The organism is Streptomyces roseochromogenus subsp. oscitans DS 12.976, assembly GCF_000497445.1.
GTDB classification, from domain to species: Bacteria; Actinomycetota; Actinomycetes; order Streptomycetales; family Streptomycetaceae; genus Streptomyces; species Streptomyces oscitans.
Window position 1 is genome coordinate 8,243,981 of record NZ_CM002285.1, and the last position, 22,015, is coordinate 8,265,995.

Consider the following 22,015-nt stretch of genomic DNA (forward strand, 5'->3'; position numbering starts at 1 on the left):
GGGAACGAACGGTCTGACATGGCTGCGCCTCCAGGGAAAGGATCCGGCCGGTGTGCCGAGGCAACACCTACTGGGACGCTGCGGCGCGTGCGGAAACCTCAGGTGAACAACGGTCCTTGGGTGCTGCCCGGGCTGCCGCGCCCTGTCTTCTGGGCGCCGTGCGGGCTGCGGCGCCCTGGCTTCGCACGGTCCGCCGGCCGGCCTCTCCGACACGGGGACCGGCCGCCAGGTTCGACCCCCTCAGCGAGCCGGGTCCCGGTGGCGTGCCGGTCGTGTCACGTCCGCGGGCCGGTTCAGCGGCTGCTGCCGTCCAGGATGACCCGGGCGACCAGCGCGGGGTCGTCGTTCATCGGGCAGTGGCCGCAGCCGGGCAGCCGCACCAGCCGGGCGTGCGGGATGAGCTGCTTGGCGCGTACGCCCTGCCGGCGTACGAGGAGCCGGTCCTGCGCGCCCCAGGCCACCGTGACCGGCAGACCGGTCAGATCGTCGGTGAACCGGACGCTGGTGCCCGCCCGCAGTGTCGCGTCGAACCCGGTCGCGCCCGCCAGCGCGAGTGTCTCGGCGACCACGGCTTCCGGCGCACGCCGCGCGGGGCGTGCGTAGATGGTGCTCGTCAGCGCGGTACGGCCGGCCGCGGTGCGCGACAGCCGCTCCACCAGCGGCAGCGGGAGCCGCTGGGCGATGCCCCGCATCGCGAGCAGCACCGCGAAGGCGTACCGGCGTTCGGCGTCCGTCCAGAACCCTGCCGGGGAGAGGGCCGTGACGGACCGCACGAGCTTCTCCCGGCCCAGCTCCAGGGCCAGCAGGCCGCCCAGCGAGTTGCCCGCGATGTGCGGGCGGTCCAGCACCAGCGCCTCGAACAGGGCGCCGAGTACGGAGTTGGTGGTCGGAAGGTCGTAGGCGAGGCCGTCCGGCAGGCCCGGGGACGCGCCGAAGCCCGGCAGGTCGACAGCGATGACGTCGCGCTCGGTGGCGAGGATGTCCACGACCGGGTCCCAGGCCTGCCGGTGATGGCCGATCCCGTGCAGCAGGACCAGCGGTTCCCCGCGTCCCACGCGCGCGTAGGAGACGGTCACGTCCTTCGGACCGTGCGGGGTGGGGACCTTGAAGGAGACGGTGGCGGACATGGGGTGCTCCTCGTCTGGGTGCTGGCCGACGCTGTAGACAGCTTGTCAGCAATTGCTACCTGCCGGTAGCCCCCGATGGGCGTGCGCAGTGCCTTCCCGCGCCGGTCAGCCCGCCCGGCGTACCTCGATGTTGAAGTCCGCGGTCCCGAACCGCCGCATCATGGTGAGCCACAGCGGCAGATACATCTCCACCGTCCGGGCCGCGCGGATGCCGCCCAGGTCCAGCACCCGCTCCGCCGGCCACCCGAACTCCCCGAGCATGGCCGTCACCTGCTCCTTGGCCCCCGCGTCCTCACCGCACACGAACAGGTGGTGCGCGCCCGGCACCCGCCCCGGATCCACCATCACCTGACAGTTGACCGTGTTCAGCGTCTTCACCACGCGCGTGTGCGGGAAGGCCCGCTGGATCTGCTCGCCCACGCTGTCCGACTCCACCGGATCCAGCCGTGGTTCCCCGTCCTCGAAGGCCAGCGGATTGCACACGTCCACCAGGATCTTGCCGTCGAGGTTCTCCGCGCCGGCCGCCCGCAGGGCGTCGAGCGCCACCCGGCCGCTCACCGCGTTGACGACCACTTCGGCCGCCGCGGCCGCCTCCGCGAAGGTGCCCGCGCGGGCCCGCTCCGCCGCGGCCGTGGCCCACTCCAGCGCCACCGGGTTGTCCTTGGTACGAGACCCGAGGGTCACCTCGTGCCCCAACTCCACCAGCCTGCCGCCCAGGGTGCGGCCCACCTCGCCCGTGCCCAGCACCGCATACCGCATCGGCCACCTCCAGGTCACCGGCCGCCGACCCCCGGCGGCCCGCGGTCATTGTGGTCCGGGCCCGCGCCGGACGGGCCGATTCCGGGTGGACACATCCGTCGCGTGTCGGATGGGATGGAGCGGTGACCGCCGACACCGCGACCGACGTCTTCGAACAGCACCGGCCCCTGCTCATGGGCGTCGCCTATCGCATGCTCGGCCGGGTCGCCGATGCCGAGGACGTGGTCCAGGACGCCTGGCTGCGCTGGTCCGCCGCCGACCTCGCGGGGGTCCGCGAACCCCGCGCCTACCTGGTGCGCATCACCACCCGCCTGGCCATCGACCGAATGCGCCAGGTGCGGGCCCGTGGCGAGGCGTACGTCGGGCCATGGCTGCCGGAGCCCTACCTCACCGAGTTCGGTGCCGCCGCCCCGGACACGGCGGAGCGCGCCGTGCTCGCCGACAGCGTCTCCCTCGCCGTACTGGTCGTCCTGGAGTCGCTGTCGCCGCTGGAGCGGGCCGTGTTCGTACTCCGGGAGGCGTTCGGCTACCCGTACGCCGAGATCGCCGCCCTCCTCGACCGCGGCGAGGCGGCCGTACGGCAGCTCGCCGGGCGGGCGCGGCGGCACGTCGACGAACGGCGGCCGCGCTACGAGGTCGACCCGGCCCGGCGACGCGAGCTGACCGATCGTTTCCTCGCCGCTGCGGCGGAGGGCGACCTGGACGGACTCGTGTCCCTGCTCGCGCCGGACGTCCGCCTGGTCAGCGACAGCGGCGGCAAGGCCAGGGCGGCGTTGCGGATCGTGCACACCGCCGACAAGGTCGCCCGCTTCCTCGTCGGCGTCGCCCGGCAGTCCCCGCCGGACCTGTCCGCCCGCCTGCTGGAGACCAACGGCGGCCCGGCCGTGCTGCTCCTGTCCGGCGGCACCCCCGACAGCCTGTTCCAGCTGGACGTCGCCGACGGCCGCGTCACTACCGTGTACGTCGTCCGCAACCCGGACAAGCTGCGGCACCTCGCCGACGACTGACCCACACGCGCCCGCCGGCCCCCGTCCTGGGCGGATTCCAGGGGGCTTTGCCGCGATGTCACACACACCGCCGCGTACGAACGCCCCATGAACGCTCCGCGGCAGGTCACCTTCGGGTTGCGCAAGGGATCCAGGATTGGTCTTGACCAAGGGTGGCAGCCGCCCTATGGTCGCAGAGAAGTGCAACAACCTTTAATAAACAAGGGCGCTAAAAGCCGCCGGACCACGGCTCTTGCGGAGGACAGGGTGGGGACCACGCAGCTGGAATCGGTGCCGGAACCGAAGTACTGGCATCTCAAGACCGTGCTCACCGAAGCACTCGACTCCGAGTTCTCGGTCGGCGAGATCCTGCCCAACGAACGCGACCTCGCCGCCCGCTTCGGCGTGGCCCGCGCCACGCTCCGCCAAGCCCTCGAACAGCTGGAGCTGGAAGGCCGGCTGCAGCGCCGCCGCGGCGTCGGTACGACCGTCGCGCCGCCGCGCGTGGGCGTGGCCCTCGGCACCGAACAGCACGCCTGGCCGGGCGCCGCCTCCGACGCCTGGCAGCCCGTCGACTGCGAGCAGGCCGCGCCGCCCGCGGCCGTCGCCACGGCCCTGGACACCGGCGCGGACGAGCCCGTCCACACCGTGCGCCGCTCCCGGATGTCCCACGGCCAGCCCGTCGCCACCGAACTTCTCTACATCCCGGCCGCCTCGGTGCCCGACCTCACCGCGATCGACGCCCCGTCCGGCCCGGCACGCGCGCGTGCGGTACTGCGCGAACTCCAGCACCTGACGCTTGAGCGCCAGGACCGCGCCGTCGAGCTGGGCTCCGCCCGCGCGGACGACGCCAAGGAACTCGACCGGCTCCCAGGCTCACCCGTCCTGGTCGTCACCACCCGCTTCTTCGCCGCGGGCCGCACCGCCGCGCTGTCCGTCGCGACGTACCGCGCAGACACCTGCCGGCTGACCTTCGGCGACTCACCGGACGTAGAGATACACCACGACCCGGAGCGCCGGGCTTCTTGATCCCGCCCAAACCGTGGGCATCTCCGCAACGCCGGGTGGGGCAGCCGACCCAGGAGCGCGGGGCTGCGTCGACATGCGGCTACCGCCGCGCGGGCGCGACCAGCCATGACGTAGCCGCGGTGGCACGACGACCGGCACGTTCAACGCGTCGAACTCAGCGCCGGGTCACCGTCCCGTCCACCGCGAAGAGCTGCTCCTCGACGTGGTCCAAAGCCAAGCGCAGCGACCCCGTAGCCACGGCCGCCTCACCCAACAGCGACAACGCCACCCGAGGCGGCCGCAGGCAATAGCGGGCCAGTTCGCGCCGCAGCGGTTCCAGGACGCCGTCGAGACCGGCCGCCCAGCCGCCGATCACGACCAGCTCCGGATCGAGCGCCAGCACCAGCGCGGCCACGTCGTGCACGAGCCGCTGGATGAACCGCTCGACGGCCGCCCGCGCCCGCTGGTCGCCCTCCCGGGCCAGCGCGAACACCTCGGCGACCGCCTGCTCGTCCAGCGGGTGCAGCGGTTCGCCGGTGGTGGACAGCAGCGTCTCCGGAGTCGCCCCCCGCCCCAGCAGATGCAGCGCGCCGATCTCCCCGGCGGCGCCGCCGAAGCCGCGGTGCAGCCGCCCGCCGATCAGTGCACCCGCGCCCGGGCTCAGCCCGGCCAGCACGAACACCACGTCGTCCGTCTCGGCCGCCGCGCCCTTCCAGTGCTCGGCGACGGCCGCCGCGTTGGCGTCGTTCTCCACCAGCACCGGGCACTTGAAGGAGCGGCTGAGCCGCTCGCCCAGCTTCAGCCCTGTCCACTGCGGCAGCGCCGTACTCAGCCGCACCGTGCCGTCGGCCTCCACGATCCCCGGCGTGCCCACGCCCACGGCCCGCAGCGACCCGCGGGTGACCCCGGCGCGCCGCAGCAGCTCGGCGACCGCGCCGCGCAGCCGGTCGAGCCGCTCGTCCGCCGCGGCGGTCTCGGCGACGTCCTTGGCCTGCGTGCCCAGCACCCGCCCGTCCAGATCGGACAGCAGCGCGGCGACCCGGTGCGGCCCGATCTCCAGGCCCAGCAGGTGCCCCGCCTCGGCCCGGAACCGGAACCGGCGCGCGGGACGCCCCTGACGGCGCGCACCGCCCTCGTCGGCCGCCGTCTCCACGACGAGCCCGCCCTCGATGAGCCCTTCGACGACCCCCTCCACGGTCGGCCTGGAGAGTCCGGTGACCCGGGTGATCTCGGTGAGCGTCGCGCAGTCCGTGGCACGCAGCGCGTGCAGCACCACCGCGGAATTGATCCTTCGCAGCAGCGAGGGATCGCCGCCGGTCAGCTGCGCCACCCGTCCGTCCTTCCAGCTCGCGGCCGTGTTGGCCGGATCGTACTCGGCCAGGGGCACCCCGGCGAGTGCCGGGTTCCGCACAAGGCAGCCGCCGGTGGGGCTCAGCCCGGTGCCACGAACCCCGACTCGTAGGCCGCGATCACCGCCTGGGTGCGGTCGCGCGCGCCGAGCTTGGCCAGCACGGCGCTCCTCGGCGGCCTGGCCGGGATCCTCCTCACCACCACCGGGTTCTCGGCCCTCTCGGCCGCCGGCGCCGCCGACGGTTCGGACCCGCTGTACTCCGCGTTCTTCGGCGTGAGCCTCGGCCGGATCGCCGCGATCGCCTTCGGTACGACGGCTGTCTCGGCCGAGTTCCGGGGCGGCGCGCTGCGGCTGACGCTGTCCGCGGTGCCCGACCGCCGGCGGTGGTTCGCCGCCAAGGCCACCGCGATCGCCCTGCCCGCGCTGGCGGTCGGCCTCCTCACCGGGCTGGTCACCCTGCTGGTCGGCAAGGCGGTCCTGGGCGCCGACGGTCCGACGTGGGGCGAGGGCCTGCGCGGCGCCGTCGGCTGCGGCGTCCAGCTGACGCTGATGGCGCTGTTCGCCGCCGGACTCGCGGCCGTGCTGCGCAGCGGCGTCGCCACGCTGTCCGTCCTGATCCCGTTCGTGCTGATCGTCTCCTTCGTCGTCGGCGACCTGTCCGGCAGCGTCGCCGACTACCTCCCCGACCGGGCCGGCCAAGTCGCCCTGCACAGCACCTGGGACGGCGCCCTCGGCCCATGGAGCGGGCTCGCGGTGACCGCGCTGTGGACGGCGGCCGCGCTGCTCGCGGGCGCCTGGCGCATCGACCGCGGGGACGCCTGACAGCCCGCCAATTGTCAGTGCCGCCCGCTTTACTGGATCGCATGGACATCGCGAAGTGCCTGACCGCCATCGAGTCGCTGTGCGCACGGGGATTCCCCACGGCACACGGCAGAACGGAACACGGCGAGAGCAGGCCCGGATTCCACATAGCCGCCTTAGAGACGAGCGGCGACTTCTCGGAGGACGACGGGACCGGGCGGGAGGAGACGGCTGCCCAGTTCGAGGCCGACCGGGACGCACTGGCCGAGCGGATGGCGCAGCGGTGGGGGCCCGCGCAGTACATCAGCCTGTACAGCGTCCTGGAGCGGACGACGCTCGGCGAGGACATACCACAGCCGTGGGCCGGCCTCGGCGGGCATGTCCCGGACGTCAAGCTCTGGCAGCTGCCCGGGAGTGGCGGCTGGCTCGCCCTCGGGGTGTCCCACTGGACCGATCACTCGCCGTTCCAGCTGCTGGTGGTGGTCACCACCGTCGACCCGCCGTGACCCGTCGCCAGGCCGGCGCAGCGTCGCGCAGCCGGGCGAACTCCTCCGCCATGGTCGCCGCCGTCCAGTGCGCGTTCAGCCCGCTGGGATTGGGCAGCACCCACACCCGGGTGTTCCCGAACGTCCGCTCCTGCGGCCCCACTTGGGCCGTCCGGTCACCGAAGGCGGCCCGGTACGCGGTCACCCCGACCACGGCCAGCCACCTCGGCCGCAGCCGTGTCACCTTCTCGGCCAGCAACCGCCCGCCCTCGACGTACTCCTCGGCGCTCAGCTCGTCGGCCCGCGCCGTCGCCCGCGCCACGACATTCGTGATGCCCAGTCCGTACGACAGCAGTTCCCGCTGCTCCGCCGGCTTCATCAGCCTCGGCGTGAAGCCGGACAGATGCAGCACCGGCCAGAACCGATTGCCGGGGCGGGCGAAGTGATGGCCTGTGGCGGCCGTCATGAGGGAGGGGTTGATGCCGCAGAAGAGGATGTCGAGGCCGTCCGCGACCACGTCCGGTACGAGACGGTCGCGGGCGGCCTCCAGCTCCGCCTTCGTGAAGCGCGGCGAGCGGGGTGCGCGGGTCAGAGGATCGCTCCGGGCGTGTAGCCGGCCGCTTCCGGGTGCTGCTTGACGAGCTGCTCGATCCGGCCGACGACCACGCCGACCTGGGCGGCCGCCGCGCCGGTGAAGGACAGCTTGTCGGCCATCAGGGCCGCCAGCTGCTCCCGGTCGAGCGGGAGGCGCTCGTCGGCGGCCAGCTTGTCGAGCAGGTCGTTGCGCTCGGCGCCCTGCTCGCGCATCGCGAGCGCGGTGGCGACGGCGTTCTCCTTGATCGCCTCGTGCGCGACCTCGCGGCCCACCCCGGCCCGCACCGCGCCCATGAGCACCTTGGTGGTGGCCAGGAACGGCAGGTAGCGGTCCAGCTCGCGGGCGATGACCGCCGGGAAGGCGCCGAACTCGTCGAGGACGGTCAGGAAGGTCTCCAGCAGACCGTCCAGGGCGAAGAAGGCGTCGGGGAGGGCCACCCGGCGCACCACCGAGCAGGACACGTCGCCCTCGTTCCACTGGTCGCCCGCCAGCTCGCCGGTCATCGAGGCGTAGCCGCGCAGGATGACCATGAGGCCGTTGACGCGCTCGCAGGAGCGGGTGTTCATCTTGTGCGGCATCGCGGAGGAACCGACCTGGCCCGGCTTGAAGCCCTCGGTGACCAGCTCGTGCCCGGCCATCAGCCGGATCGTCTTGGCCAGCGAGGACGGCGCCGCCGCCAGCTGCACCAGCGTGGTGACGACCTCGTAGTCCAGCGAGCGCGGGTAGACCTGGCCGACCGACGTGAACGCCTGTGAGAAGCCCAGGTGCCCGGCGATCCGGTCCTCCAGCTCGGCGAGCTTGACCGCGTCACCGCCGAGCAGGTCCAGCATGTCCTGCGCGGTGCCGACCGGGCCCTTGATACCGCGCAGCGGGTAACGGCCGAGCAGCTCCTCGACGCGGCCGTAGGCGACGAGCAGCTCGTCGGCGGCGGTCGCGAACCGCTTGCCGAGGGTGGTGGCCTGCGCGGCCACATTGTGCGAGCGGCCGGCCATGACCAGCTCGGCGTGCTCGCCGGCCAGCTTGCCGAGGCGCGCCAGCACGGCGACCGTACGGTCGCGCATCAGCTCCAGCGAGAGCCGGACCTGCAGCTGCTCGACGTTCTCTGTGAGGTCGCGGGAGGTCATGCCCTTGTGCACGTGCTCGTGCCCGGCGAGGTCGTTGAACTCCTCGATCCGGGCCTTCACATCGTGCCGGGTGACCTTCTCGCGCTCGGCGATCGAGGCCAGGTCGACGGTGTCGAGGACACGCTCGTAGTCGGCGATCGCCGCGTCCGGCACCTCGATGCCGAGGTCCTTCTGGGCGCGCAGCACGGCGAGCCAGAGCTGCCGCTCCAGCTTCACCTTCTGCTCGGGGGACCAGAGCGTGGCGAGCTCGGCGGAGGCGTAGCGTCCGGCGAGGACGTTCGGGATACGGGGCTTGGCGGGCGCAGAAGTCACGTGACCAGATTCTACTGGCGATTTGTGCAGGCCAGCCCCACGCCCCCGCTAGGCGGAAGCTACGAGACCCGTGTCACTGGTCGCTGTCGGCCAGCTCCGCCAGCACGTCCGCGTGGCACAGCTCCGGCGCGCACCAGCACGCCAGGGTCCTGCCGCGCAGCTCCGTGACCAGCTCCAGCAGCTCCGGCCGCTCCAGCAGATAGGCCCGGTACATCGCCATGACCTCGGCGCGGGTGCCGTCCCGCCTCTTCTTCGGGGTGTCGTAGGCGAACGGGTTGTACAGCGGATGCCGGGGCAGATCCCAGCCGCCCATCGTCCACCGCCGGCCGACGTAGACGATGTCCTCGGGGGCGTGCTCCAGCCGGGGGCCGAACTCGTGGATCCGGCCCCGTACGTTGATCACCCGCGTGGTCATGGCAGAAGACGCTACGCCTGGGCCTCGTACGGCAGCAGCTCCGGGCGCTTCGCCGGGCGGCCGTCCCCGGAGGAGCGGCCGGTCAGGCGCCGCCCGATCCAGGGCAGCAGGTGCTGCCGGGCGAACCGTGCGTCCGCGACCCGGCGCGTCACCCAGCCCGGCGGGGGCGTGGCCGGCAGCGGCACCCGCCACTCGGTGTCCTCCGGCTCGTACCCGAGCGTCTGCCACACCGCCTCGGCGACCCGGCGGTGCCCCTCCGCCGTCAGATGCAGCCGGTCCACGTCCCACAGCCGGGGGTCGCCGAGCGAGGGCGCCCCGTACAGGTCGACGACGATGGCACCGTGCCGCGCCGCCAGCTCCTCCACGCAGGCGAACAGCTCCTCCATGCGCGGCCGGAACCGCTCCAGCACCGGGCCCTGGCGGCCGGGGCTGCGCATCAGTACGAGCTGTCCGCAGGACGGGGCAAGCCGCTCCACGGCCTCGGTCAGCAGGCCCTTCACCCGGCCCATGTCGCACTTGGGCCGCAAGGTGTCGTTGAGCCCCCCGACCAGCGTGACCACGTCGGCGTTCATGGCCGCCGCCACGTCCACCTGCTCGTCGACGATCTGCCCGATCAGCTTCCCGCGCACGGCCAGATTGGCGTACCGGAAGCCCGGCGTGCGGGCGGCCATCCGCGCGGCGAGCAGGTCGGCCCAGCCCCGGTAGGAGCCGTCGGGGAGCAGGTCCGACATGCCCTCGGTGAAGGAGTCGCCGACCGCGACCAGGCTGCTGTGCGGGGGAGGTGTGGGATTCGTCTGCATGGCGTGAGCGATGGTATCCCGGCTCCATACCCGCCGGTCGGTCGCCCCGGACCGACCGGCATCAGCCCGGAGCCGGCTGTCCGAACAGCTCCCGCAGCACGTCCTCCATGGTCACCAGGCCGGCCAGCCGGCCGTCGTCACCGAGCACCGCCGCGAGGTGCGTACGGCTGCCCCGCATCGCGGTGAGCACGTCGTCCAGCGGGGTCCGCTCCCGTACCCGCGCGATGGGCCGCATGTCCCGCAGCCGGAACGGCATGTCCCGGGGCGAGGCGTCCAGCGCGTCCTTGATGTGCAGATAGCCCACGATCCGGCGGCCCACGTCGACCACCGGGAACCGGGAGAAGCCCGACTCCGCCGACAGCCGCTCCACCTGCTCCGGGGTGACGCCCACATGTGCGTACACCACCCGCTCCAGCGGCACCACGACGTCGCGCACCGGCCGGCTGCCCAGCTCCAGGGCATCGTGCAGCCGCTCCCGCGCGCGGTCGTCGATCAGGCCGGCCTCGCCGGCGTCCCGGACGATCTCGGCCAGCTCGGCGTCCGTGAACGTCGCCGCGACCTCGCCCTTCGCCTCCACCCTGAGCAGCTTCAGCAGCCCGTTCGCGAAGGCGTTGACCGTGAAGATCACCGGGCGCAGCGCCCGGGACAGCGCGACCAGCGGCGGCCCGAGCAGCAGCGCGCTGCGCACCGGTTCCGCGAGCGCGATGTTCTTCGGGACCATCTCGCCCAGCAGCATGTGCAGATAGGTCGCGAGGGTCAGCGCGATCACGAAGGACACGACGTGGCCCGCGCTCTCGGGCATGCCGATGGTGTGGAACACCGGCTCCAGCAGATGCGCGATCGCCGGCTCGGCGACCACACCCAGGACCAGCGTGCACAGCGTGATGCCGAGCTGGGCGGCGGCCAGCAGCGCCGAGACATGCTCCAGGCCCCACAGCACGGCCTTCGCCCGCCGGTCGCCCTCCTGGGCCAGCGGCTCGATCTGCGAGCGCCGCACGGAGATCAGCGCGAACTCGGCGCCGACGAAGAAGGCGTTGACGACCAGCGTCGCCAGGCCGATCAGCAGCTGTACGGCGGTCATCGCGCGCCCTCCGTGGTCTCGTCGGCCCGCTCGTCGTCCAGCGGAGCGTGCAGCAGCACCCGCGCCGCCCGGCGGCCCGTGGCGTCCACCACGTCCAGCCGCCAGCCGGCGACCTCGACCGTGTCACCGGTCTGCGGTATCCGGCCCAGCAGGGTCGCGACCAGGCCGGCCAGGGTCTCGTAGGGCCCCTCGGGCACCCGAAGACCGACGCGTGCGAGCTGGTCGGTGCGGGCGGCGCCGTCGGCCGAGTACAGGGCCCGGCCGTCCTGGTCCGCGCCGGCGGGGGCGAGGTCGGGCGTCTCGTGCGGGTCGTGTTCGTCCCGGACCTCGCCGACGACCTCCTCGACGATGTCCTCCAGGGTCGCCACGCCGGCTGTGCCGCCGTACTCGTCGATGACGACGGCCATGGTGCGCCTGCCCCCGAGCCGGTCCAGCAGCCGGTCGACGGTCAGCGACTCGGGGACCAGCAGCGGCTCGCGCATCACCTGCGCGACACGGCGGTGGCGCCGCTGCTCGGCCGGCACCGCCAGCACGTCCTTGATGTGGGCGACGCCGACGACCGAGTCCAGGCTGCCCCGGTAGACCGGGAACCGGGACAGACCGGTGGCCCGGGTCGCGTTGGCCACGTCCTCGCAGCTCGCCTGGGTGTCGAGGGCGACGACCTGGACGCGCGGGGTCATCACGTTCTCCGCGGTCAGGTCGGCCAGGTTCAGCGTCCGTACGAACAGCTCGGCGGTGTCCGCCTCCAGCGCGCCCTCCTTGGCAGAGTGCCGGGCGAGGGCCGCAAGCTCCTGGGGGCCGCGCGCGGAGGCCAGCTCCTCGGCGGGCTCGATGCCGAACCGGCGCACGACATGGTTGGCCGTGTTGTTCAGGTGCGTGATGAAGGGCCGGAAGGCCGCGCTGAACCAGCGCTGCGGGTTGCCGACCCGCTTGGCCACGGCCAGCGGCGAGGAGATCGCCCAGTTCTTCGGCACCAGCTCGCCGACCACCATCAGGAACACCGTCGACAGGGCCGTACCGAGCACGAGGGCGACCGAATTCGCCGTGCCGCCCGACAGGCCCATCGCCCGGAACGGCCCGGCGAGCAGCTTGGCGATGGACGGTTCGGAGAGCATGCCGACGACCAGGTTGGTGACCGTGATGCCGAGCTGGGCGCCGGAGAGCTGGAAGGTCAGGTTCCGTACGGCCTTCAGGGCGCCCGCGGCGCCGTGCTCGCCGCGCTCGGCGGCGCGCTCCAGCTCGCCGCGCTCGACCGTGGTCAGCGAGAACTCCGCCGCCACGAAGGCACCGCAGGCCAGCGACAGCAGGATCGCCACCAGGAGGAGGAGCACTTCGGTCATCGGGTCACCCCCGTCCCATGATCGGACAGGGCAGGACGGGACGCGCGGTGGCGCGGACTGGGAGGCTCGCCCATGGGCGGACGCTCACAACCTTTCATAAAGGGCCGAGTGCTCCCTCAATGGTAAAGGATGGGCAAAGAGGGCTCGGGGTCTCACTCCTCGAGGGGCTTCACCCAGCGCCGCCAGTGCTCCTCCGGGCCGTATCCGGATGCGCTCCAGGCGTGCTGCGCCCGCTCGTTGCGGACCAGCACCATCGCGTCCGCGCGCCGCCCGCCGAGCCGTACGAACCGCTCCTCGGCGGCCGCCAGCAGTGCCGAGCCGATGCCCTGCCGGCGCCGCTCCGGATGCACCGCGAGCCGGTACAGATGGCAGCGCCAGCCGTCGAAGCCCGCGATCACCGTGCCGACCAGCTCGCCGTCCCTCTCGGCGAGGATCAGTGCCTCGGGATCGCGGTCCACCAGTCGGTCCACCCCGGCCCGGTCGTCGCTGATGCTGGTGCCCTCGGCGGCCGTCTTCCAGAAGGCGAGAACGCGGTCCAGGTCATCGTGCGCTGCCGGACGTATGCGCAGGTCAGTCATATGATCATCGGATCACGGCGTGCGTGTCCTGTGTGGGGGATTTCATCATGCGGACTCCTCATGCGGACTCCTCGCGGCTGCCAAGAGGTACTTGAGCCCGGACCGCGATTCCGCCCCACGGGAAGCAGGCCCGCTCACTCGTGGGCGATCGCCGCCAGCACGTTCATCCGCGACGCCCGCAGCGCCGGCAGCAGAGCTGCCACCACGCCCACCACGGCCGAGCCGAGCACGACGGCGACGATCGTGGTCCAGGGGAACGCCAGCGCCGTCAGCCCGCGCAAGGCCAGCACTCGCTGCATGCAGACGCCCCAGACGAGCCCCAGCCCCAGCCCGAGGACCGCGCCGAACACCGCGATCACCACCGACTCCAGGCGGATCATCCGGCGCAACTGCCGCCGCCCCAGCCCGATCGCGCGCAGCAGCCCGATCTCGCGGGTCCGCTCCACCACCGACAGCGCGAGGGTGTTGACCACGCCCAGCACGGCGATGACGATGGCCAGCCCGAGCAGCGCGTACACCAGGTACAGCAGGACGGCGATCTGGTCGTGGACCAGCTGCTTGTAGTCGGCCTGGTTGCGCACCTGGACCTGGGGAAACGGCTTCAGCGCCCGTTCCAGTCGAGGGCGCAGGTCCTGCGGAGTGGTGCCGCGGGCCGCGTTGACGTAGAGCACGGAGTCCTGCGCGTCCGGCAGATACTTCTCCAGGGTCGCGAGGCCGAAATAGAGGCCGCCCTGGGCGCCGAACCCGTCCGCCGTGTCCTGGTGGGTGAGTGCTCCGACGGTCAGCTCGGTGTGCCGCCCGCCCGGGAACTCGACCGGCAGGACGCTGCCGACGCGCACGCCGTGGTTCCGGGCGAAGTCGGCGTCCATGGCCAGATGGCCGTCCGCCAGCGCGGCCGCCGAACCGCCCTGCGCGTAACCGATGTGCGCGACGTCGTCGAGCCGCGGGCCGTACGCGGCCGCGGCCGTCTGCACCCGGTCGCCGTCCGGCAGTCGTACGGCGACCTGGGTGAGCCGCTGCGATACGACGAGCCCCACGCCGTGCGTCGCCGCCACGGCGTGCCGTACCTCCTTGGTGAACGGGACGAAGCTGGTGTTCTGGACGATGAAGTCGGCGCCGAGTTTCTTGTCGATCTGCTGGTCGAACGACGCGGACATGGAGGCGCTCGCCACCGACATGCCGCCCACCAGGGCCAGGCCCACCATCAGCGCGGCGGCCGTGGCGCCCGTACGGCGCGGATTGCGCAGGGCGTTGCGCTGGCTCATCCGGCCGACCGGGCCGAACAGCGCGGGAAAGGCCGCTCCCAGCACCCGGATCACCGGCCGCACCAGCAGAGGACCGGCGACGACCGTCGCGATCAGCGTCAGGGCGACGCCGAGCCCGAGCAGCGAGGCCGCCTGCGCGGTCTTCGTGGCCGCGGCGCAGCCGGCCAGCGCGGCCGCGCCGATCGCCCCGACCACCCCGCCGACGACGGCCCGCACCTTCAACGGCTTGCCCGCACCGGCGACTTCCGCGTCCGCCAGTGCCGCCATCGGTGACACGGCCGCCGCCCGCCGCGCGGGCAGATAGGCGGCCACGAAGGTGACGCCGACGCCGACGACGTACGCCGCGACGGGCGTGCCCCAGCCGACGACCATCTCCGTGGCCTTCAGGTTCATCCCGAACGCGGTCATCAGCCGGATCAGCGCGAGCGCCAGCCCGATCCCGGCGGCGAGGCCGAGCGTCGAACCGACCAGCCCGAGCAGCAGCGCCTCCGTGAGCACCGAGCGCCGCACCTGCCGCCGGTCCGCGCCGAGTGCCCGCAGCAGGCCCAGTTCCCGGGTGCGCTGGGCGATCAGCATGGAGAAGGTGTTGACGATGAGGAACACACCCACGAGGAGCGCGACACCGGCGAAGCCCAGCATCACGTACTTGATGACGTCCAGGAACGTGCCGAGGCTGGCCGCCGCCGACTTGGCCTGCTCGTTCGCGGTCTTCAGGTCGTAGGTGCCGGTGCCGATCGCCGCGCCGATCCGGTGCTTGAGCTCCGCGTCGGACACTCCCTCGGCCGCGTCCGCCGTGATGCTGGTCGCCCGCGCGGCCGACCCCAGCAGCTCGCGGCCCGCCACCGCCGGGTCCAGGAAGACCAGGGCCGCGCCGGGGTTGGTGGTGGTGAACGTGGCGACGCCGACGACCCGCACCCGGAAGGTGCCCGGTTGTGCCTGCACGGTCAGCGTGTCACCGATCCGTACGTGCTTCTTGCCGGCGGTGTCGGCGTCCAGCAGCGCCTCGCCCGCACCGCGCGGCGCATGGCCGGAGGTGAGCTTCACCGGGCTGCGGTCGGTCACGTGCCAAGCCATGGCTATGGTCGGGGCGCCGGTGGTCGGGCCGACGGATCTGTCGCGGCTGTCGACCACGACGGCGTTCTGCACCGACACCTCGGCGCGGGCCGCCGCGACCCCGTCGACCTTCGCCACCCGGTCCCGCAGCGCGGCGGGCAGGGTCTGCACCGCACCGCTCACCCGGGCCGACCGCAGATCCTGCTGCTTGGGCTGGACCGTCACATCGGCGGCCGTGGAGGCGAACAGCCGGTCGAACGTGCGGGTGACGGTGTCGGAGAAGATCAGGCTGCCCGCGACGAACGCCACGGAAAGGATCACGGCCAGCGCGGACAGCGCGAGCCGCCCCTTGTGCGCGAGGAAACTCCTCAGGGTCGCCTTGAGCACCGGGTCAGTCCTCCAGGGCGGTGCCGTCGTCGCCGAGCCGGTCCCGGACGACATCGAAGCAGGGGGTCTGGCGGTGCCCCCCGGTAAAGAGGTGCATGCGTTCCAGTACGGCCCCCGCCGTCGGCCGTTCCATCGCGTCCACGATCCGCCCGTCGCCCAGGAAGAGCACCAGGTCGGAATGGGCGGCTGCGCCGGGGTCGTGGGTGACCATGACGACCGTCTGCCCGAGATCGTCCACCGCGCCGCGCAGGAAGCCCAGCACCTCGAGGCCGGCCCGCGAGTCGAGGTTGCCGGTCGGCTCGTCGGCGAAGATCAGCTCCGGCCGGGAGGCCAGCGCCCGCGCGCACGCGACGCGCTGCTGCTGACCGCCGGAGAGCTGGGCGGGCCGGTGCTTCAGCCGGTCGCGCAGGCCGAGCGTGTCGATGACCTGCCGCAGCCACTGCTCGTCGGGCTTGCGACCCGCGATGTCCATGGGCAGGGTGATGTTCTCGGCGGCCGTCAGCGTCGGGATGAGGTTGAACGACTGGAACATGAACCCGACCCGGTCGCGCCTGAGCCGGGTCAGCTCCCGTTCCCTCAGCCCGGTGATCTCGGTGCCGCCCAGCCACACCTGGCCGGCCGACACCGTGTCCAGCCCGGCCAGACAGTGCATGAGCGTGGACTTCCCGGACCCCGAGGGTCCCATCACGGCGGTGAAACGGCCCCGCGCGATGTCGACGTCCACCGAGTCCAGGGCGATGACGGCCGTCTCGCCGGAGCCGTACGCCTTGGTGAGCCCGCGGGCGCGGGCCGCGACGGCGCCTTCCGGCGCGTGCTGAGCAACAGGTGTGGACAAGACCGCCTCCCGGTCGCCTGAACCGCCCGTCCCGGGCGAGCGTAAGGGACACACCGACCCGGCGCAGCCCTTCCGCGCGCCCTGGCTGTGCCGACCGTGCGCCTTTGCCTTGCCCGCTGTGCGCCCTTGCCGTGCCATCCGTGCGCCCTTGCCTTTGCTAGCATCCCGGCGCTAGCGTCGAGGCATGGCGAAGACCCAGCTGAATGTGCGCGTGGACGAGGGCACCGCCCGCGCGGCCCGTGAACGCGCCCTGGCCCGCGGCATCAGCGTCAACCGCTATATCGAAGAGCTGGTCAGACAGGACACCGGCGAAACCGGCCGCACGTTCGTCGAGGCCGCCGCCGACTTCATGAAGCAGTACGAGTCCGTGTTCGCCGAGGAGTTCACCGAGACCCGCGGCACCCGCACCGGGGACGGCCGCTGATCCCTTGAACGAGCTCAGCATCGACCTAGCCTGGCTCCTCATGCTCGCCGAACAGAAAACGCCCGGGGACCCACAGGTCACCGACTGGGGCGCGCTGGTCGCCGCCGTCGCCCGGCACCGCGCCGAGATATTCGGCGTGCCCGTCTACGACGACCCGTACGCCCGCGCCGCCGCCCTGCTCCAGCTGCTGATCCATGTGCCGGCGCTGGAGCGGTCCAACGCACTGTTCGCCTCGGCGGTCGCCTATGCCTACCTGGTCGCCAGCGGCGCGAAGGTGGCCACCTCACCCGAGCAGGTGCGTGACCTCGCCCGGCTGGTGAAGGAGGGCGCGGCCGACGTGGACGACATCGCGCGCGAATTGCGCCGCTGGAGCCTGTGATCAGCGCTCGGCCGGCTCCTGCGGCCGCCAGGCGACCCCGAGCGTGCAGTACGAGGTCGGCAGCGCCGGCCCCTTCTCCGGCAACAGCACCGGTCGCTGGGGGCCGAGGGCGAACCCGGCCGCGCGCAGCGCCGCCACCGGCTGCCGGGACAGATGGCAGCCGCCGGTCAGCGTGGGCCACACCGTCCGGTCCAGGGTGCGCTGGGTCAGCGTCATCAGCCGGCCGCCGCCCAGCCCGTGCTCGAAGTACCGCACCTGGCCGCCCGGCTTGAGCACGCGCCGTACCTCGCCGAGCGCCCGTGGCACGTCCCGCACGCTGCACAGCACCAGGGACAGCACCGCCGCGTCGAACGCCTCGCTCTTGACCGGCAGCGCCTCGGCGGCGCCCGGGACCACGTCGACCGGCACCTGGGCGCGCAGCGCCGACTCCAGCGCCAACTGCCTGAGCAGCGGTTCCGGTTCGATGGCGACGACCTCCGCGACGGTTCCCGGATAGTGCGCGAAGTTCAGCCCGTTGCCCGCACCGATCTCGATCACCCGCCCCGACAGCCCGGCGAGCAGCCGCTCCCGCAGCCCGGCCACACCCAGCCGGGTCTCGGCGCGGACGCTGACGCGGGCGTAGCAGCGCGCGAAAACCGGATGGTGGACGGGACTCCCCGTCACCTTGCCGGAGGCGGAGGACAGCAATCGCATGACAACCTCCCGGAGCAGGACGCCCTGGGAAGAGTGTCCCCCGTACGGCGCCGCCGCACCCTCGGCACACGCCACAGGGCTCAGCGCTCCGTTGAACCGCCGCACTGTGCCGTCGGTCGTCCGCGGCGCCCTCGTGGCTGGTCGCTCCCCGGGCTCTCGGCTTCGCTCGGACTCGGGGGGACCCCCATCGCGGCGGCAGCCGCATACCAGACACGGCCCCGCGCTCCGTCAGGGCGTCTCCCGCGTACGGAACGCCTCCGCGTCCCACGTCCCGTCCAGTCGGGGTGCGAGCCAGCCGCGCGCCGCCGTGCGGAAGCCGGCCGGTGACAGACCGCCCGCCCCGGAGGGAATCGCACCGAGGAGAGGCGCTCCCGCCACCTCCGGCAGATCCGCGACGTTGCAGCGGGTGGCCAGATCGGGGGAGTCGGGCCAGCTGCCGATGACCACGCCTGCCAACTCCAGCTCCCGGCACCGCAGTTCGCGCGCCGTCAGCTCCGTGGTGTTCAGGGTGCCGAGCCCGGCCGAGGCCACGACCAGCACCGGCGCGCCCAGCAGCCCCGCCGCGTCGGCCAGCGTGCCGCCGGCCGCGTCGAAGCGGACGAGCAGCCCGCCCGCCCCCTCCACCAGCACCAGATCGTGCTCGGCGGCCAGCTTGGCCGCCCGCTCGGCCACCTCGTGCGGGTGTACCGGGGCCATGCCCGCCCGCCGGGCCGCCGTGCCGGGCGCCAACGGCTCGGGAAAGCGGGCGAGTTCGGTGGCGGTGACCGGACCCGCGAGCCGCGCGACCTCGTCGGCGTCCCCGCGCTCGTCCGGTCGCACCCCCGTCTGGGCGGCTTTCAGCACGGCCACCGAACGTCCGGCCGCGAGCGCGGCGGCGGCGACGGCGGCGGTGGTGACGGTCTTGCCGACCTCCGTGCCCGTCCCCGTGATCACCAGTACCGGCATGTCATCCCCTCCGCGCCGCGGCGCACACCGCGCGCGTGATCCGTGCCACGTCCTCGTCCGGGGTGATGTACGGCGGCATCGTGTAGACCAGGTCGCGGAACGGGCGCAGCCAGACGCCTTCCCGCACGGCGGCCGCGGTGGCCGCGGCCATGTCCACCTCGTGGTCGAGCTGGACGACGCCGATCGCCCCGAGGACGCGGACATCGCGGACGCCCGGCAGCTCGCGAGCCGGCGACAGCCCCTCCCACAGGCCCGCCTCGATCCGCTTGACCTCCGCCCGCCAGTCCTGCCCGAGGAGCAGCTCGATGGACGCGCAGGCCACGGCCGCCGCCAGCGGGTTGCCCATGAACGTCGGGCCGTGCGCGAGCACCGGTACCTCGCCCCGCGAGATGCCCTCGGCGATCCGCGCGGTGCACAGCGTGGCCGCCAGTGTGAGATAGCCGCCGGTCAGCGCCTTGCCCACGCACATCACATCCGGGGTGACACCCGCGTGCTCCGCCGCGAACAGGGCGCCGGTGCGGCCGAAGCCGGTGGCGATCTCGTCGAACACCAGCAGCACGTCGTGCGCGTCGCACGCCTCGCGCAGAACCCGCAGATACGTGGGGGAGTGGAAGCGCATCCCGCCCGCGCCCTGCACGACCGGTTCCACGATCACCGCGGCCAGCTCGTGCGCGTGCCGCCCGATCAGCTCTCGCAGCCGGTCCGCGTACGCCTCCTCGTACTCCGTGGGCGGCGCGTCGGCGAACACCTGGCGCGGCAGCACACCGGACCACAGCCCGTGCATCCCGCCCTCCGGGTCGCACACCGACATCGGCTGCCAGGTGTCGCCGTGGTAGCCGCCCCGCCAGGTCAGCAGCCGCTGCTTGCCGGACCGGCCGAGCGAGCGCCAGTACTGCAGGCACATCTTCACCGCGACCTCGACCGACACCGAACCGGAATCGGCCAGGAACACATGCTCAAGTCCCTCTGGTGACATGTCGACAAGGTGCTTCGCGAGCCGTACGGCGGGCTCGTGCGTGAGCCCGCCGAACATCACATGGCTCATCCGTCCGAGCTGTTCGTGCGCCGCCTCGTTGAGGACCGGGTGGTTGTAGCCGTGGATCGCCGACCACCAGGACGACATGCCGTCCACGACTTCGTCCTCGGCTCCGTCGGCCCGCCGCAGTTTCAGACGCACCCCGCTGGCCGACTCCACGACCAGCGGTGCGGTACGGCCGGGCATCGGGCCGTACGGATGCCACACATGCCGCCGGTCCAGCTCCAGCAGCTCGGGCACGCTCAGGCCGGGCAGGTCAGGCATTGGGCGCGAGGTCCGTTCCGGCGCCCCGGCGGCGGACGGCGACGAGGTCGGTGCGCGCCTCCTGAGCGGCCGGCGCGGCCGTCGTACCGCACACGTCGGCCCCCTCGTGCGAGCCACAGCCGGATCCGGATCCGGATCCGCACCCGGCGCTCGCGTGCGACCCACAGCCGCCCGACGCCTCGACCCGGTGCTCCGGCAGCGTCACCTCGCCGGCGCCCTCCACCTGGAACCCGGCGTCGGCGATCATCTCCAGGTCCGCCTTGCCGGCCTGGCCCTCGCTGGTCAGGTAGTCGCCCAGGAAGATCGAGTTGGCGAGGTGCAGCGCGAGCGGCTGCATCGTGCGCAGATGGACCTCACGGCCGCCCGCGATGCGGACCTCCACGTCCGGGCAGACGAACCGGACCATCGCGAGGATCCGCAGACAGCGCTGCGGGGTGAGGTTCCACTCCTTGGCCAGCGGGGTGCCCTCGAACGGGATGAGGAAGTTGACCGGCACCGAGTCCGGGTCCAGCTCGCGCAGCGAGAAAACCACGTCGACCAGGTCCTCGTCGCTCTCGCCCATGCCCGCGATCAGACCGGAGCAGGCGGACAGGCCGGCCGCGTGCGCCTTGTTCACCGTGTCCACCCGGTCGGCGTAGGTGTGGGTGGTGGTGATGTCCCCGTACGTGGACTCCGAGGTGTTGAGGTTGTGGTTGTAGGCGTCCGCGCCCGCCTCGCGCAGCCGCTCGGCCTGGCCGTCGGAGAGCAGACCGAGGCACGCACACACCTCGACCTGCTCGTTCTGCTCCTTGATCGTCTTGATGGTCTCCGAGACCCGGTCCACGTCCCGGTCCGTCGGGCCGCGTCCGCTCGCCACCAGGCAGACCCGCTTGGCGCCGCCGGCGAGACCCGCGGCGGCCGCCTGGGAGGCCTCGTCGGGCTTCAGCCAGGTGTACTTCAGGATCTCGGCCTTCGAGCCGAGCCGCTGGGAACAGTAGGAACAGTCCTCCGGGCACAGGCCCGACTTGAGGTTGACGAGATAGTTGAGTTTCACCCGTCGCCCGAACCAGTGCCGGCGCACCTTTCCGGCCGCGGCCACCACATCGAGCACATCGTCGTCGGAGGTGGCCAGCACGGCGAGCGCTTCCTCGCGGGTCGGCAGCTCACGCCGCAGCCCCTTGTCCACCAGCGTCTTCAGCAGGTCCATGAGGCCTGATCCTGTCCTACGAGGCCGCTCCGGGCCAAGGAGAGTTTGCACAACGGAGACGGTTCACCGTGTGGGTATTGCCACACCCTGGGCGGCCGACCGTACCGCTAAGGTCTGTCCGCTACCTACAAAAGCCCCGGAGGACCCATGGCGTTCGGCTGGATCGACGAGCAGGCCGAGGCGCGCCGCCGCGCCGGACTCGTACGCACCCTGCGTCCCCGCCCCGCCGACTCGCCCCTGCTGGACCTGGCGAGCAACGACTACCTCGGTCTCGCCCGCCACCCCGAGGTCACCGAGGGGGCGGCCCGGGCCGCCCGGCTCTGGGGCGGCGGCTCCACCGGCTCCCGGCTGGTCACCGGCACCACCGAGCTGCACACCGAGCTGGAGCGCGAACTCGCCGCCTTCTGCGGCTTCGAGGCCGCGCTGGTCTTCTCCTCCGGGTACGCCGCCAACCTGGCCGCGGTCACCGCGCTGGCCCCGCACGGTTCGCTGATCGTCTCCGACGCAGGCAACCACGCCTCCCTCATCGACGGCTGCCGGCTCGCCCGCGGCGAGAGGCAGGTCGTCGGGCACGCCGACCCGGAGGCGGTGCGCAAAGCCCTGGCCACTCATCAGGGGCCGGCGATCGTCGTCTCCGACACCGTGTTCTCTGTCGACGGCGACCGGGCCCCGCTCGAGGCGCTGGCCGGGGCGTGCCGGGAGCACGGCGCGGGGCTGGTCGTGGACGACGCGCACGGTCTCGGGGTGCTGGGCGACGGCGGCCGGGGCGCGCCGTACGCGGCCGGG

Annotated in this window: 23 protein-coding genes and 1 pseudogene; 7 read left to right on the top strand and 17 right to left on the bottom strand. The window is 72.8% G+C overall.

Going from position 1 to position 22,015, the window contains the following annotated elements; translation table 11 throughout:
* Window positions 1-293: 293 nt before the first annotated feature.
* Both M878_RS85305 and M878_RS85310 read right to left on the bottom strand, forming a co-directional pair.
* The gene (locus tag M878_RS85305) at window positions 294-1,127 is read right to left on the bottom strand and encodes an alpha/beta fold hydrolase (RefSeq protein WP_023552510.1); all 834 of its coding nucleotides are present in this window, start codon (window positions 1,125-1,127) and stop codon (window positions 294-296) included.
* A 105-nt stretch (window positions 1,128-1,232) separates the two neighbouring features.
* Window positions 1,233-1,886 carry an NADPH-dependent F420 reductase gene (locus M878_RS85310; RefSeq protein ID WP_023552512.1) on the bottom strand — a complete coding sequence of 218 codons (654 nt, stop codon included), beginning with the start codon at window positions 1,884-1,886 and terminating at the stop codon, window positions 1,233-1,235.
* A gap of 122 nt (window positions 1,887-2,008) precedes the next feature.
* On the opposite strand from M878_RS85310, the gene sigJ reads away from it, so the two are divergent.
* Complete coding sequence (gene sigJ / locus M878_RS85315) at window positions 2,009-2,893, top strand: RNA polymerase sigma factor SigJ (RefSeq protein ID WP_023552514.1); 885 nt, start codon at window positions 2,009-2,011, stop codon at window positions 2,891-2,893.
* Window positions 2,894-3,139: 246 nt separating this feature from the next.
* Complete coding sequence (locus M878_RS85320) at window positions 3,140-3,901, top strand: GntR family transcriptional regulator (RefSeq protein WP_023552516.1); 762 nt, start codon at window positions 3,140-3,142, stop codon at window positions 3,899-3,901.
* A gap of 154 nt (window positions 3,902-4,055) precedes the next feature.
* On the opposite strand, the gene M878_RS85325 is transcribed toward M878_RS85320, so the two are convergent.
* Complete coding sequence (locus M878_RS85325) at window positions 4,056-5,210, bottom strand: ROK family transcriptional regulator (protein WP_031226785.1); 1,155 nt, start codon at window positions 5,208-5,210, stop codon at window positions 4,056-4,058.
* Between the two features lie 101 nt (window positions 5,211-5,311).
* A pseudogene (locus M878_RS97885) lies at window positions 5,312-5,401 on the bottom strand (DNA-binding response regulator); the annotation flags it as partial.
* On the opposite strand from M878_RS97885, the gene M878_RS85330 reads away from it, so the two are divergent.
* Together M878_RS85330 and M878_RS85335 are read left to right on the top strand one after the other, a co-directional pair.
* Entirely contained in the window at window positions 5,382-6,053 is a 672-nt protein-coding gene (locus M878_RS85330) for an ABC transporter permease (RefSeq protein WP_167345788.1), read from the top strand. The pseudogene M878_RS97885 and the gene M878_RS85330 overlap by 20 nt on opposite strands.
* Window positions 6,054-6,094: 41 nt before the next feature.
* Window positions 6,095-6,538 carry a hypothetical protein gene (locus M878_RS85335; protein WP_023552522.1) on the top strand — a complete coding sequence of 148 codons (444 nt, stop codon included), beginning with the start codon at window positions 6,095-6,097 and terminating at the stop codon, window positions 6,536-6,538.
* Here M878_RS85335 and mug read toward each other — a convergent pair.
* From mug to M878_RS85380, 9 genes are all read right to left on the bottom strand, one after another.
* On the bottom strand, window positions 6,516-7,034 hold the full coding sequence (gene mug, locus M878_RS85340) for a G/U mismatch-specific DNA glycosylase (protein ID WP_023552524.1): 519 nt from the start codon (window positions 7,032-7,034) through the stop codon (window positions 6,516-6,518). The two genes, M878_RS85335 and mug, sit on opposite strands and share 23 nt — an antisense overlap.
* A gap of 71 nt (window positions 7,035-7,105) precedes the next feature.
* The gene (gene purB / locus M878_RS85345) at window positions 7,106-8,548 is read right to left on the bottom strand and encodes an adenylosuccinate lyase (RefSeq protein ID WP_023552526.1); all 1,443 of its coding nucleotides are present in this window, start codon (window positions 8,546-8,548) and stop codon (window positions 7,106-7,108) included.
* Between the two features lie 73 nt (window positions 8,549-8,621).
* Window positions 8,622-8,963 (bottom strand): DUF4326 domain-containing protein, encoded by a 342-nt coding sequence (locus M878_RS85350; protein ID WP_031226786.1) that lies wholly within the window; start codon window positions 8,961-8,963, stop codon window positions 8,622-8,624.
* 11 nt (window positions 8,964-8,974) lie between these two features.
* A complete protein-coding gene (locus tag M878_RS85355) occupies window positions 8,975-9,763 on the bottom strand; it encodes an SGNH/GDSL hydrolase family protein (RefSeq protein ID WP_023552528.1) in 789 nt (262 codons plus the stop codon).
* Between the two features lie 61 nt (window positions 9,764-9,824).
* The gene (locus M878_RS85360; RefSeq protein ID WP_023552530.1) at window positions 9,825-10,844 is read right to left on the bottom strand and encodes a hemolysin family protein; all 1,020 of its coding nucleotides are present in this window, start codon (window positions 10,842-10,844) and stop codon (window positions 9,825-9,827) included.
* Window positions 10,841-12,184: a hemolysin family protein gene (locus tag M878_RS85365; RefSeq protein WP_023552532.1), complete on the bottom strand. Its 1,344-nt coding sequence runs from the start codon at window positions 12,182-12,184 to the stop codon at window positions 10,841-10,843. Before M878_RS85365 ends, M878_RS85360 begins: the two co-directional genes overlap by 4 nt.
* Window positions 12,185-12,336: 152 nt before the next feature.
* Complete coding sequence (locus tag M878_RS85370) at window positions 12,337-12,762, bottom strand: GNAT family N-acetyltransferase (protein ID WP_023552534.1); 426 nt, start codon at window positions 12,760-12,762, stop codon at window positions 12,337-12,339.
* A gap of 134 nt (window positions 12,763-12,896) precedes the next feature.
* Window positions 12,897-15,467, bottom strand: coding sequence for an ABC transporter permease (locus tag M878_RS85375; protein ID WP_023552535.1), 2,571 nt, complete (start codon window positions 15,465-15,467; stop codon window positions 12,897-12,899).
* Between the two features lie 4 nt (window positions 15,468-15,471).
* The gene (locus M878_RS85380) at window positions 15,472-16,302 is read right to left on the bottom strand and encodes an ABC transporter ATP-binding protein (protein WP_023552537.1); all 831 of its coding nucleotides are present in this window, start codon (window positions 16,300-16,302) and stop codon (window positions 15,472-15,474) included.
* A 184-nt stretch (window positions 16,303-16,486) separates the two neighbouring features.
* Here M878_RS85380 and M878_RS85385 point away from each other — a divergent pair, with 184 nt between their 5' ends.
* On the top strand, window positions 16,487-16,726 hold the full coding sequence (locus M878_RS85385) for a hypothetical protein (RefSeq protein ID WP_023552539.1): 240 nt from the start codon (window positions 16,487-16,489) through the stop codon (window positions 16,724-16,726).
* Between the two features lie 4 nt (window positions 16,727-16,730).
* Window positions 16,731-17,105 carry a hypothetical protein gene (locus tag M878_RS85390; protein WP_023552541.1) on the top strand — a complete coding sequence of 125 codons (375 nt, stop codon included), beginning with the start codon at window positions 16,731-16,733 and terminating at the stop codon, window positions 17,103-17,105.
* On the opposite strand, the gene M878_RS85395 is transcribed toward M878_RS85390, so the two are convergent.
* The 4 genes from M878_RS85395 to bioB all read right to left on the bottom strand — a co-directional run bounded on the left by M878_RS85395 (window position 17,106) and on the right by bioB (window position 21,229).
* Window positions 17,106-17,798, bottom strand: coding sequence for a class I SAM-dependent methyltransferase (locus tag M878_RS85395; RefSeq protein WP_023552543.1), 693 nt, complete (start codon window positions 17,796-17,798; stop codon window positions 17,106-17,108).
* Window positions 17,799-18,026: 228 nt separating this feature from the next.
* On the bottom strand, window positions 18,027-18,743 hold the full coding sequence (gene bioD, locus M878_RS85400) for a dethiobiotin synthase (RefSeq protein ID WP_023552544.1): 717 nt from the start codon (window positions 18,741-18,743) through the stop codon (window positions 18,027-18,029).
* A gap of 1 nt (window position 18,744) precedes the next feature.
* Window positions 18,745-20,043 (bottom strand): adenosylmethionine--8-amino-7-oxononanoate transaminase, encoded by a 1,299-nt coding sequence (locus tag M878_RS85405; protein WP_023552546.1) that lies wholly within the window; start codon window positions 20,041-20,043, stop codon window positions 18,745-18,747.
* Window positions 20,036-21,229, bottom strand: coding sequence for a biotin synthase BioB (bioB, locus tag M878_RS85410; RefSeq protein ID WP_023552548.1), 1,194 nt, complete (start codon window positions 21,227-21,229; stop codon window positions 20,036-20,038). Before bioB ends, M878_RS85405 begins: the two co-directional genes overlap by 8 nt.
* Before the next feature lie 147 nt (window positions 21,230-21,376).
* Between bioB and M878_RS85415 the strand changes: the two genes are divergently transcribed.
* On the top strand, window positions 21,377-22,015 hold a 639-nt coding region (locus M878_RS85415; RefSeq protein WP_023552550.1), incomplete at its 3' end, for an aminotransferase class I/II-fold pyridoxal phosphate-dependent enzyme.